Source organism: Carnobacterium sp. (assembly GCF_049673005.1).
GTDB lineage: Bacteria > Bacillota > Bacilli > Lactobacillales > Carnobacteriaceae > Carnobacterium_A.
On the sequence record NZ_JBATXB010000048.1, the window covers coordinates 1 to 12,940 of the forward strand.

General features: G+C 32.4%; 11 protein-coding genes. 10 read left to right on the top strand and 1 reads right to left on the bottom strand.

All coding sequences use genetic code 11. From position 1 onward, the window contains the following. The 4 genes from WBF61_RS04265 to WBF61_RS04280 all read left to right on the top strand — a co-directional run. The coding region (locus tag WBF61_RS04265) for an Nramp family divalent metal transporter (RefSeq protein WP_424254216.1) at window positions 1-1,188 on the top strand (1,188 nt) is incomplete at its 5' end. Window positions 1,189-1,254: 66 nt separating this feature from the next. Next, a complete protein-coding gene (locus WBF61_RS04270; RefSeq protein ID WP_424254218.1) occupies window positions 1,255-2,115 on the top strand; it encodes a DUF2877 domain-containing protein in 861 nt (286 codons plus the stop codon). 110 nt (window positions 2,116-2,225) lie between these two features. Next, on the top strand, window positions 2,226-2,489 hold the full coding sequence (locus WBF61_RS04275) for a hypothetical protein (protein ID WP_424254220.1): 264 nt from the start codon (window positions 2,226-2,228) through the stop codon (window positions 2,487-2,489). Window positions 2,490-2,620: 131 nt separating this feature from the next. After that, complete coding sequence (locus tag WBF61_RS04280; RefSeq protein ID WP_424254221.1) at window positions 2,621-3,427, top strand: Cof-type HAD-IIB family hydrolase; 807 nt, start codon at window positions 2,621-2,623, stop codon at window positions 3,425-3,427. A 52-nt stretch (window positions 3,428-3,479) separates the two neighbouring features. On the opposite strand, the gene WBF61_RS04285 is transcribed toward WBF61_RS04280, so the two are convergent. Beyond that, on the bottom strand, window positions 3,480-4,505 hold the full coding sequence (locus tag WBF61_RS04285) for a YeiH family protein (protein WP_424254223.1): 1,026 nt from the start codon (window positions 4,503-4,505) through the stop codon (window positions 3,480-3,482). A gap of 111 nt (window positions 4,506-4,616) precedes the next feature. Between WBF61_RS04285 and WBF61_RS04290 the strand changes: the two genes are divergently transcribed. The 6 genes from WBF61_RS04290 to WBF61_RS04315 all read left to right on the top strand — a co-directional run bounded on the left by WBF61_RS04290 (window position 4,617) and on the right by WBF61_RS04315 (window position 12,913). After that, complete coding sequence (locus WBF61_RS04290; RefSeq protein WP_424254225.1) at window positions 4,617-5,501, top strand: LysR family transcriptional regulator; 885 nt, start codon at window positions 4,617-4,619, stop codon at window positions 5,499-5,501. 431 nt (window positions 5,502-5,932) lie between these two features. Further along, complete coding sequence (locus WBF61_RS04295) at window positions 5,933-6,877, top strand: ABC transporter permease (protein ID WP_424254227.1); 945 nt, start codon at window positions 5,933-5,935, stop codon at window positions 6,875-6,877. A gap of 45 nt (window positions 6,878-6,922) precedes the next feature. After that, window positions 6,923-7,867 (top strand): carbohydrate ABC transporter permease, encoded by a 945-nt coding sequence (locus WBF61_RS04300; protein WP_424254271.1) that lies wholly within the window; start codon window positions 6,923-6,925, stop codon window positions 7,865-7,867. A gap of 84 nt (window positions 7,868-7,951) precedes the next feature. Beyond that, entirely contained in the window at window positions 7,952-9,436 is a 1,485-nt protein-coding gene (locus WBF61_RS04305) for an ABC transporter substrate-binding protein (protein ID WP_424254228.1), read from the top strand. Window positions 9,437-9,724: 288 nt separating this feature from the next. Continuing rightward, complete coding sequence (locus WBF61_RS04310; RefSeq protein WP_424254230.1) at window positions 9,725-11,419, top strand: sensor histidine kinase; 1,695 nt, start codon at window positions 9,725-9,727, stop codon at window positions 11,417-11,419. 21 nt (window positions 11,420-11,440) lie between these two features. Then, entirely contained in the window at window positions 11,441-12,913 is a 1,473-nt protein-coding gene (locus tag WBF61_RS04315; RefSeq protein ID WP_424254232.1) for a response regulator transcription factor, read from the top strand. The last annotated feature ends 27 nt before the right edge of the window (window positions 12,914-12,940 follow it).

The window sequence follows — 12,940 nt, forward strand, 5'->3', positions numbered from 1 at the left end:
GCAGCAATTATAACAAGTGCTTTTATTGGACCAGGCACAATTACGACAACGACACTTGCTGGCGCCAATTACGGATACCAACTCCTTTGGGCAGTGTTATTTTCAATAATCGCGTTAATGGTGTTAATGGAAATGAGTGCACGCATTGGTATTATAGCTGGAAAAGATGTGATTCATGCTGCAGAAGAGCTGAGTCCGGATAATAAAAATTGGGGGATTTTTGTCAAGGCATTAGTTTTATTTGCCGTATTTATTACTTGTTTTGGCTTTCAAAGTGGAAATGAAATTGGTGCATCGTTGGGTTTGGGAGATGCATTGGGTATTTCAAATAGTATTTCAGCGCTAATTGTAGGTGCAATCGTTATGGTGACAGTATTAATGGGAACAACTAAACTATTAGAAAAAATCATGCTATCATTTGTAAGTGCAATGGGACTTATCTTTGTTATTACAATGATTTTAGTAAAACCAAATATTTCAGAATTATTAAAAGGTTTGTTTATTCCTTCTATGCCAAAAGGAGCGATAGTAACTGCAATGGCCCTTATTGGTACAAGTCTGATTGCGATAAATCTAGTCCTTCATTCTATTATATCTAAAGAAAAATGGAACAAGCCTGAAGAACTGGTAGAAGCACGCTTTGATATTAAAGTGAATGTGATAATAGGTGGGTTGATTACACTGTCTATGCTGACAACAAGTGCTGCACTGTTATTTAAAACGGGAACTGAAATAACAAGTCCACTTGTATTTGCTACTCAATTAGAACCAGTCCTAGGAGAATGGGCTAGATTTGTAGGGTCTTTAGGAATTTTTGCAGCTGGGCTGTCTTCAGCTATTGCGATTCCTTTTATATTAAAAACAATTCTAGCTAGTATTTTTAAATGGCCTAAAGGGATTGATGATAATAGAGCTAAGATAATGGGCACGATTGTAGTTATTTTTGGAACAGCATTAGCTGTTGCTGATATTAAACCTACTCAAATTATTATTTTTGCGCAAGCTTCAAGTGGATTTTTCTTACCATTTTTTGCAGCATTGATAGTGGTTGTTTCTAATAGTAAAAAAATAATGGGCAAATACACCAATACTTTTTTACAAAATGTATTAGGAATTATAGCAGTAGTCGTTACCTTAACTATCGGGCTGATAGGCTTATACGGAACAGTCTCTAATTTATTAAGCTAATTTTTTCATTCTCAGTTATCACTTAACTAACTTGTAGCTTTTTAAACGAATTAAAGGAGGATAGCTATGGAACAAGAACAATTAGAATTAAAAAGTAATTATTTAACTACGTTTTTGAGAAATGATTATTCAGGGTTTGTTCATAGTGTATTTTCTCATAGTCTCAATATTCAATTAGGAAAGCAGCTTATACATGTGAGTGATCGGATTGAACCATTATCAGCTTTTGGTTTGAAGCTATCTAATGAAAAAATACATTCTCTGTTACATTTAGTAAAAGTTGGCTATTTTGTTAGTTACCAAAATAACACACTATTTTTTTATAATCACTTAAATAAAATCATTTCAATTATTAAGTTAAATGAACTCGTTGAAAAAGAATTAAATATTAAGTTAATCTCTTTTTCATCAACTATAAAAATAGAAGACACACTGTTTTTTGAAGAAATAAGTAAGCTCCCTTTAAAAATGAAGACTGGTTTGCCACTAAGTGAACAAACACTTCATTATATAGAAGATCTAAGTACGTATTCTGTTGGAAAAATGTCGAATCCTTCAATTTGGCAGCATTTTATCGGTAGAGGAATTGGACTTACGCCTAGTGGAGATGATTTTCTTATTGGCTATATTAGTATTTTATCTTTATTCAACCAACAAAAAGAATGGCTTCATCTTATACGACCGTTTGTAGAAAAAGGAAGAACAACTGATATTAGTTTAGCCTATTTAACCTGTTTGCTTGATGGTGTAGTTAATGAAAATATCAAGGAATTAATTGATTCGTTGTATTCAGAGGATAGAAAAGAAATTAAACAAAAATTGAGTAAACTGTTGTTGTTTGGACACACCTCTGGAACAGATACGCTTTATGGGATAATGACTGGTATTAAAGCAATGATTGGTATAGAATATACGAAGTCGGAATAGCCATTCGTAAGTGGTCCAAAGTCCTATTGACAGTGCCATTCGTTTCATTTAATCTTAGTTTATGAGTCGAACTTATGTATGAGTTCATAGTGATTGGAGAAACGATAAAAATGAATCAAGGAAATATTGATGATTTATCAGAAGATGAAATCAAAGAATTACAAGCCAGTTCAGATTTAATTTTTGTAGAAACAGTTATAAATGGTTTTTTTGAAGTAAAGGTGAAAACACCAACAGAAATGTTTCCGACTGATGTTTTTTACACGAATGAGGCTATTGGAGAATTCTTAATGTCTAAGTTCAAATTAAGTATTATGATAGAATCGAATAGCGGTAAATTTATCTATCAACCAAACCGTATGGGAAAAAGATAAGAATTTATGTATAAAAAAAGTCAATGATAGGTTGGCTTTTTTTATTTGGTTCACCATTCTACTTAAACGTATACTAGATTAATGGAGTATATTGTAGAGAAACATATGTAAAATAGAGGGAGAAGATTGAATTGATTAAATTGATTGCTATTGACATGGATGGAACCCTACTAAATAATGCTCATCAAATTACAAAAAATGTAAAAGACTCTATTTTTGACGCCATCGAAGCTGGAATAAAAATTGTTTTGTGTACGGGGAGACCGTCTAAAGCCGTCTATCCCTACTTAGAACAGCTGGATCTGTCACACCAAGAAGATTATATTATTTCTTTGAATGGAACAATCGTTCAAAAAACGAATACGCAAGAGATTGTCTATAGTCACAAACTCAAACACGTTGAACTAAGTGAGATTGATTCTATTCGTAAAAATTTTGCTGTAAATTTAACTTTTTTTGATGAAACTCATTATTTTTATACAGGTAAGAAGACAGAGAAACTGCTTTTTGATGCAGCTATCTTAGGAATGACTCCTATCCATTTAGACGTGAAGGATATTCCTGAAGAGATGAACATTTATAAAGCGATGTTCGTAGGAGAACCTACAGAACTTGATCGGTTTGTTAAAACAGTACCAAAAGAGTGGTATCAAAAATTTTATCCAATTAGAAGCTTGTCTTATGTATTTGAAATACTTCCAAAAAAAGCAAATAAAGGCGATGCGTTAATTGGTTTAGCAGATTTATTAGGGATTTCAATGTCAGAAGTCATGGCTATTGGAGATGGTGAAAACGATAGTGATTTAATGCATGCTGTTGTTGAAAGTGTTGCAATGGGAAATGCAACGACTACTATTAAAGCTGCAGCTAAATACGAAACGAAAACCAATGAAGAAGACGGGGTTGCACATGCCATTTACCAATGGGCGTTAAAATAAAAGCACATCATCAGTGAGTAAAAACTGGTGATGTGCTTTTTTTAGTAGTTATTTAAAATAACCAAAATATTAAGCCGATTGCTAATAGAACTTGAATAGATCCTACTAATAGACCATAAAGCAAAGTCTTAGGTCCTTCTTTTACGATATCATAAAACTTAACACGTAATCCAATGGCAGCTAGAGCCGCTATCTCAAATTGATTGCTAACATTTCGAGAAGCTGATACTAAGAAATCAGGTAAGGAAACAAAACTTCTTAATAAGAATAATAAGAAAAATCCATAGATAAACCAAGGGATACCCGCCGTACTTTTCTTGTTTTCCTGTTTGCTTCCTGATTTTGAAAACAATGATTTATTTTCTTCAAAATTCATTTTCCCAAATAATAAAGCTACTCCTATAATAAGTAAAACACGCATTAATTTAAAGACGATTGATAAATTAGCCACATCGTCATTAACTAGTTTTGCTGATGCAATAACTTGGCCAATAGACTGGACTGTTCCGCCAATAAGAGCGGAAGTTTGAACGGTTTCATTTTTATAAATAATAGCTGAAAGAATGGGTAACGTAATCATTAGAAGAGTACCTGTTACGTTAACAATAGTAATGGATAAACCTTTATCTTTTTCACTCGCATCAATAACAGGAGAAACCGTTCCAATTGCAGAAGATCCGCAGACAGCATTTCCAGCTCCCATTAATAAAGAAAATTTCTTGCCAAATTTTAAGTAACGTCCAATCCAATAAGCAGCAACAATAGTTGCGACCATTTGAAAAAGGATAAAAGTAAATCCAGTCAATCCAACTTGTTTAATAATTTGGAAATCAAGAATTAACCCATTTAAGACAATTGACAATTCTAAAAGACTTTTTTCGGAAAATTTTGTTCCGGTGTTTAAAATAGGTTTATTTAAAAACGTGTTGCCAAGTAAGATACCTAAAAAAATAGCAATTAAAGCTGCTCCTAAAGTTGGAACAAAAAAAGCCAAACCTTGACTGATAAGTGAGATGACAATACTTATAACTAAACCTGGTAAAATAATTGTTGTTTTTTCTATTCCTTTTTGAATCATGCTGACTCTCCTCTTGTTTCATTTGTTCATACTGTTAGTTTACGCTTATTATTGCATAAGTTAAAATAATCATTTATTATTTAGTTATAAGAAATATTTATAGAGAGGATGATGTTCGTGTTAGATTACCGTTACGAAACGTTTCTTGCATTAGCAGAGGAAATGAACTATACACGTACTGCAAAAAAATTGCACATTACACAGCCAGCTGTTACTCAACACATTCAATATTTACAAAACGAGCTAAATGTTGACTTGTTCCATTATGAAAATAGACAATTAACTCTGACAAAAAAAGGGAAACAATTACAGAAAGATTTATTGCTTTTGCGTAAAGAAATTATCCAAATACAAAAAAAATTAGCTCCAATAGAAGAAGCGCCATCTTTTATATTTGGTGCAACATTAACAATTGGTGAATACGTTATGCCCGAACTTATCGAGCGGTACGTGTTTGCTTTTCCTGCACACACATTAGCGATGCTTGTTGATAACACGGCTGCTTTAATTGATTATTTGGAACATGGAAAAATTGATTTTGCCTTTATTGAAGGGGAGTTTAATCAGCATGTATTTGGTTTCCATAAGATATCTGATGAATCGTTTATCGCAGTATGTGCTGAAACTAATCCATTATGGAAGAAAGAGCAGGAAATAAACGAACTATTTTCACATCAATTGATGATCAGGGAAGTTGGATCAGGCTCACGCTTAATTTTAGAAACCGCGCTAAAAAATAAAAGCATTCATTTGGATAGTTTTGATAAGATAATGATGATTGGAAACATTTCTACTATAAAACAATTAGTGAAAAAAGACTTAGGTATTACTTTTTTATATAGAAGTGCGGTTGAAGAAGAACTCTTAAACGGAACCTTAAAAGAAATTAAGATAAAAGATTTCATGATTGAGCATCCTTTTCATTTAGTCTATTTAAAAACAGCAAACATTAAAGGAATGGAAATAGCACAAAATTTTATTCAATTGCTTTCATAGTTTTTTATCAAAGTACTATTTTTAGTGAGCAGAAATGATAAAAAAGTTTCTAATTTATGCTGAATGCTTAGAAGTTAACATCAAAGTTCTCTTTATTTATATAAATGACGACCTATCTTTAAAGAGGTCGTTTATTTTGTGATAGGCAACAAGAATAAGATCTCATTGAGAAATTTCTCGTTTAGAGTGGTTCTGTAATGGTTAGATTAATCTAATTAAAACAACACTTTTAAAAATGGTATAGTCCGTTTTGGAAAAAGTGTTTTATTTTTTTAAAAAAACATCTATTTTTGTATCCGCCTATATATAGCTAATGTAAGCGCTTATATAGTTTGTGTATCTTTCTCTATACTTTATCCATTACGGATTCTGGTATAGTTTAGTATAGTAGATGTATAGTAAAAATAATGTAGTGGAAAGGAGTAAACGGAATGAAAAAGAAAAAAAAGGGATTTTTCTATTATTTAAATAGAGATAAGGCGTTGCTTTTAATGGCGTTACCTGGAACAGTCTGGTTAATATTCTTCTTTTATATACCCGTTGGAGGAAACGTGGTTGCGTTTAAAGACTTTAAATTTGTTGAAGATGGTGGCTTTTGGGGAAGTATTAGCCAAAGTAAATGGGTAGGATTTGATAATTTTAAATTCTTGTTTTCCTCTTCTAATGCTTATATTATTACTAGAAATACACTTTTATATAACATTACATTCATTGTAGTAGGATTATTCATGGCAGTAAGTATTGCGGTTATTGTTAGCCAATTGCGTTCAAAGCGAATGATTAAAGTTTATCAAACGTCAATGTTGCTTCCTTATTTTCTTTCATGGGTCATTATCAGCTATTTTGTATACGCTTTCTTAAGTCCGGATAAAGGTTTAGTAAATTCAATCATCACAGGACAAGGGGGTTCTGCAATTAGTTGGTATTCAGATCCTACCTATTGGCCCTTCATTTTAGTATTCTTGGGAATTTGGAAAGGTGTTGGCTATAGCAGTGTTATTTATTTTGCTGCTATTATGGGAATAGAACCAGCTTATTATGAAGCAGCAGAAATTGATGGTGCGAGTAAATGGCAACAAATAAGACACGTGACACTCCCTCATTTAGTTCCATTAATTACTATTTTAACGATTATGGGGGTAGGCGGGATATTTAAAGCCGATTTCGGTTTGTTCTATCAAATACCTAAAAATTCAGGAGCTCTTTATAATGTTACTTCCGTTTTAGATACCTATATTTATAACGGATTAGCCCAAAGTGGGGACATAGGTATGACAACCGCCGCTGGATTATATCAATCAGTTGTCGGATTCTTTTTAGTAATGGTTACTAATTTAATTGTTCGTCGCTTTGATGAAGAGTCGGCATTATTTTAAGTAGGAAGGAGGAGGCTTAAAGTGAACTCTCATGAGAATACGAGTATGGCTAAAGATAAAACAAAAAAAATAACAAATAAGAAGAAAAAAAAGATCAATCAAGTTAATTACAAAGGTTTTGGGAAAAAATCAAATCTCTTTTTTAATCTATTAATTGGCTTGTTTGCATTTTCTTGTGTATTCCCATTTATTTTCATTATTATTCTATCATTTAGTGATGAAACAGCGATGGTTGTTAACGGATATCAATTAATTCCTGAAACCTGGAGTTTAGATGGATACCGTTATTTAGCTAAGATGGGTGATCAAATTACTCAAGCTTTATTTATAACTGTTTTTGTTACAGTTGTTGGAACGATTACGAACACAACATTAACATCTTTCTATGCCTATGCTATTTCACGCAGAGATTTCAGATTTCGTAAGTTCTTTACGATGTTTGCATTAGTGACTATGCTATTTAGTGCTGGCTTGGTACCAGGTTATATTGTTATGACTAGTTTACTGGGGTTAAAAGATACTATTTGGGCACTAATTCTACCGATGGCTATGAGTCCGTTTAATATTATTGTTATGAGAACCTTTTTCATCCGTTCGGTACCCAATTCGATTATTGAATCAGCAAGGATAGACGGAGCTGGAGAATTTAAAACATTTTACAAGATTGTTCTCCCTTTAGCCGTACCAGGCATTGCGACGATTAGTTTATTTGCAGCCATTGGATTTTGGAATGATTGGTTTAATGCTTTATTGTATATTGAAAGCGATAATTTAATGCCGTTACAATATGTATTAATGCAAATTCAGAGCAATATTGAATTTATGATTGAAAATGCGGGTAAGAGTTCAATGATTGGAACTACTGGTATTCCAAGAGAGGCAACAAGAATGGCAATGGTTGTTATTTCAACACTTCCAATAGCATTGAGCTATCCATTCTTCCAAAAATATTTCATCAGTGGATTGACTATTGGTGGAGTAAAAGAATAATAAGTTAGTGTTAGCTGATTCATTATTCTCGTTTTTTTAATAAAGGGTATGTGCTTTTAAAAAAATAGTAATGGAGGATGTAAAATGACGATCAAAAAAAGAGTTCTAAAAGGTGCCGTAGCTTTATTATGTGGTGTTGCTTTAGTGGGTTGTGGAAGACTAGCATCTGGCGATGACAAAGCAAGTGAAAGTAAGGTAGCTAGCACAGACAAAGATACTGTATTGATGTATCAGGTCGGTGTACCACCAGAAAACATGGATGAGTTAATGGAAATTGCAAATAAACGCATTGGCGAAGAACTAGATCTCAAACTTAAAATACAATACATTGGTTGGGGTGACTATGAACAAAAAATGAACGTTATTACTTCTTCTGGAGAGAATTACGACATTGCCTTTGCTACAGATTATTTAAATAATGCACAAAAAGGAGCTTATGCAGATTTAACAGAATTATCAAAAGAATTTGCTCCTGAAGCAATGGAACAATTAGACGAGGCTTATATCAAAGGCAATACAATCAATGGAAAACTATATGCAATGCCAGTGAACGCAAATGTTTATGCGCAACAAATGTTTACGTTTAACCCAACTTTTTTAGAAAAATATGACCTGGATATTTCTAACGTTAGTAAGTTAGCTGACCTTGAACCCTTATTGAAAACGGTTAAAGAGAATGAACCTGGGGTTGTTCCGTTAACGGCTGGATCTGGTTGGAGAATTGAAAAAGATATTGATTTTTTAATTGGCAACAGTGTACCACTTGGTGTTGACTTAAACGGCGATCCAACAAAACTAATTAATCCTTATGTGGAAGGCGAAGGTATTCTACCACAATTAGATACTATGCATGACTATTACAAAAAAGGCTATGTCCCTGCTGATGCAGCCACTAGTCAGACGGCCTACAACACAGACGAAGATACTTGGTTCGTACGATCTGAAACACAAGGACCTTACGATTACGGCGATTACTTGCTACAACGCATTACTGGTAAGGATATCCAATCAAAACCATTCTCAAAACCAGCTAAAACCGTAGCACAAGCACGTATGGCTAACTTTGTTATTTCAAACAATTCTAAGAAAAAAGAAGAAGCGATGAAGATATTGAATATGCTAAATACAGATGCTGAGTTATTAAACGGTTTAGTGTATGGAGTTGAAGGAAGAAACTGGGAAATGACGGATGAAGAAGGACGTGTTCGTTTATTAGAAGGGTATCAAGATCCTAAGAGTGGATACCTATCTGCTTGGAACTTAGCTAATAATGAGATTCTTTATATTGACGAAGCGGTAACAGATGAACAAATTGACTACAAAGAGACATCTATTAAAGAGGCTGAAGAATCACCTTTACTAGGATTTAATTTTGTAACGGACAATGTTAAATCAGAGATTACGAATGTGAATAACGTTTCTGCTCAATACACTGCCGGCTTACAAACAGGTAGTGTAGATCCTAAGAAAGTCGTTCCTGAATATTTAGAAAAGTTAAATGAAGCAGGACTTGAAAAAATACAAGAAGAAGCACAAAAGCAATTTGATGAATTTAATGCAAACAAATAATAAAGAAAGTTAAAAATTCGAACGCCAGATACTTAGGCGTTCTTTTTCTTGCTTTACACGTTGAAAATGAGTCAACTCTCTGAATTAAAATTCCCAAAAATAATAGAGTACCCTCACGAATGATAGTTCTAGTGCTATCACTAGTTTAGGATTCCTTTTCTATTCGAATAAAGTAGTGTAAGATTAAATTAAGATACAAAAATAAAACAATAGAACAATAGAACAGATTAAACTAGTTAACTATACAGCCGTATTGAGCTTTATTAGAGGTTCTTAGGAGTGAAGATAATGAAGATAAAAATGAAAAGCAATCAGCTATATTCTCTATTAAAAATATACTCAATTATATTAATCTTGTTCTTGACCTTTCTTAGTATTGCTGTAGGAATGCTGCTTCACGAGAACAATAAAAAGATAGCATTACAAAGTATTCAAAATACAACTGGGAGATTTGAATTTTTAATAAATAAAAATCAAGACAAAGTAGCGGAAGTAGGTGTCGAATTGACGTCCACTTCTGAAAAAATAGCTTCTATTCAAGATTATTTTGACTTAACTTATTCTGAGTATTTAACAAAAGTATTAGAGATTAATTACAAAAAAAATTGGTATTATTATTTGCCTAAAACGATTGAAAATCTTTATTATAGGGATAGTTCTTTATTATCTACTAGTATGACTTTAAAAAATTTCCCTGAAATATATTATTCGCAAAAAACCAACACGATGGGGAATAAAGTGATGCAATTACCTAAAACAGAGGTATTTCGTTTTTCAACTCCTCTTCTAAATAAAGATACTCTTCAAACGCTTGGTTCATTCCATATGGATTTTGAAAAAGAAAGTTTTGATCAAATTATACTCAATCAGAATTCTCCTTATCCAATTCAGACACTAGTCTTTTCTGTTAATGATCAACTGATATATGAAGGAAGCAACAAACGAATTGATTCAACAATTTCAAAAAAAATAAACGAACAAATGGAACAGAATTCGACTGTAGAATTAGATCAGTTATCAACTAGTTACTATATTGCAGAATCTTTAACGAAAAACAATCAGAAAATTGTTACGATTATTCCTCATAAAGCAATAATTGAAAGTACAATTAAAAGCACCATTAGTCTATTTTTATTGAGCTTAGTTTTTGATGGATTATTGTTAATGATATTGTTTAACTTATTCAAGAAATATGTTGATCAAGTAGAAGATATTTTACTAACAGTTGACCAAATTTCCGTCGGAGCTAGTAAGAATAGGATTTCTGTTCACAATAAAAAAGCTGAAACCAAACAATTGGCAGAAGGTATCAACCGTATGCTAGATAGTATTCAAAATTACATTAAAGATATCTATGAATTAGAAATAAAGCAAAAAGATGCGGATATGCGCGCTTTACAATCACAAATTAATCCACATTTCTTGTATAATACATTGGAGTACATCCGTATGAGTGCAGTGAGCGAAGGAGCTGAAGAATTAGCAGATGTTGTTTTCCAATTTGCAACGTTATTAAGAAACAATATTTCTCATGAAAAAGTCGTGACAGTTGAAAATGAATTGAAATTTTGCGAAAAATATATTTTTCTTTACCAAATGCGTTATCCAGACCAAGTTGCTTATAGATTTAAGGTATGTGATGATGCAAAAGAAACCCTTATTCCAAAATTTGCTATTCAACCTTTGATAGAAAACTACTTTGCTCACGGGATTGATTTCACAAGAAATGAGAACGCCATCAGCGTTAAAGCCTATAATGAAAAAGGTAAAACGAAAATAGTAATTAGTGATAATGGTATAGGGATAGAAAAAGAAAAGTTAGCGCAATTAAATCAGTCACTCATACAAACAGATAGTTTTAAACCAGATTCAGTTGGAATAATGAATGTATTCACTCGAATGAAGTTATTTTATGGGAATCAATTCAAAATGGAAATAACTGAAACTAAAGGTGGAGGAACAACAGTGATGATGGAATTCTAGTAAAGAAAAGGGTGATATAGAGTGTATAAAGTTTTGTTGGTAGATGATGAATACATGATTTTAAATGGTTTACAAAAGTTAATCAACTGGGAAAGCTTGGACATGGAAATCATTGGGACAGCTCGAAATGGAAAAAAAGCCTTAGATTTTATGATGGAAAATAAAGTTGATATTGTCTTAACAGACGTCACCATGCCTGTATTATCTGGAATTGATTTTATTCGTGAAGCTCAAAAGGTAGCGAATCCATTTAAATTTATCATTGTTTCTGGTTATCAAGAGTTTGATTATGTTAAGAGTGGCATCCATTTAGGAGCATCCAATTATTTGTTGAAACCGATTGATAAAGATGAACTCATTCAATCTCTCAACCAAATTTTAAAAGAATTTAAACAAGTTCATTTGACTAAACAAGCAGATCAAACAATCTTTGAAAGTCTTTTAGGCAGATGGGTACGAAATGAGCTTCAAGAAGAACAACTAACCCAATTGGTTGAGCATGAGTTGTTTCGCTTACCTAAAGAATCCAATCTGACAGTCGTTATTGTCCGGAATCAGTCCAGCATTCAATGGAAATCAACTTTTAACTGTGTTTGCCTAGAATTAAATTTATCACTTCATTTTTCACTTAATGAAAAAGAAGACGTTCTTATTTTAGCAAACCAAACGGATGAAGAGCTAAAAAAGTTATTAACTAAAGTAAATACAAAATTGAACAACGACTGTTTGTTTTTTATCGGTGAATGCATTCATGATCAAAAGCAGGTTTACAACAGTTATCAATGCGCATTGAAAGCAAAAAATCATGCTGATTTTTATGGTAGACCGTTCATCTTTAACACGTACAAAGAAAATGAACTAACAGACTTAACCTTATCAGGACTAATTACAGATTTAAATGAAGGGATTTTTTCGAAGAATATTGAACGAATGACTACTGAGATAAGTACATTTACTGATCAATTGAGGGAGTTTCAAACATTAGAAGCAGAAAATATCAAAAGGTTGATGTATTTAGTTATGGTTAATCTATATTTGCAATTTGATGCCATTGAAAGTGAAAAGTTAATGGTCAAATCAAACCAACTTTTTGATGCAAAAACCTTCGATGAAGTAGCGGCTATTATGAAGAACGATTTAGTTCCATTAGATGAACTGAAGAAACAACAATCATACAGTGACTTAACCAAACAGACGATAGAAATCGTGCAAAAAAATTATACAGAAGATTTAAAACTAAAAAGCATAGCGAGTATCTTGCATGTTAACGTTATGTATTTAGGACAAGTGTTCAAAAAGGAAACTGGAAAAAGTTTTTCCGAATATTTGAATCACTACCGAATTAATTTGGCTAAGGAGTTGTTATTGCGTTCAAAAGAACCAGTAAATGATATCGCGAGTCGGATAGGATACAAGAACCTAGGATATTTCTATAAAAACTTTAAAAAAATTGTTGGACATTCACCAAGAGAATTCCGTGATCAAATTCAATAGGAAAAGATAGAACTGGTTAAACCTAGT

Bases quoted from the DNA above. Each gene is read 5' to 3' on its own strand.
- WBF61_RS04270 (WP_424254218.1), top strand. From the start codon at position 1,255: ATGGAACAAGAACAATTAGAATTAAAAAGTAATTATTTAACTACGTTT.
- WBF61_RS04275 (WP_424254220.1), top strand. From the start codon at position 2,226: ATGAATCAAGGAAATATTGATGATTTATCAGAAGATGAAATCAAAGAA.
- WBF61_RS04285 (WP_424254223.1), bottom strand. From the start codon at position 4,505: ATGATTCAAAAAGGAATAGAAAAAACAACAATTATTTTACCAGGTTTA.
- WBF61_RS04290 (WP_424254225.1), top strand. From the start codon at position 4,617: ATGTTCGTGTTAGATTACCGTTACGAAACGTTTCTTGCATTAGCAGAG.
- WBF61_RS04295 (WP_424254227.1), top strand. From the start codon at position 5,933: ATGAAAAAGAAAAAAAAGGGATTTTTCTATTATTTAAATAGAGATAAG.
- WBF61_RS04300 (WP_424254271.1), top strand. From the start codon at position 6,923: ATGGCTAAAGATAAAACAAAAAAAATAACAAATAAGAAGAAAAAAAAG.
- WBF61_RS04305 (WP_424254228.1), top strand. From the start codon at position 7,952: ATGACGATCAAAAAAAGAGTTCTAAAAGGTGCCGTAGCTTTATTATGT.
- WBF61_RS04310 (WP_424254230.1), top strand. From the start codon at position 9,725: ATGAAGATAAAAATGAAAAGCAATCAGCTATATTCTCTATTAAAAATA.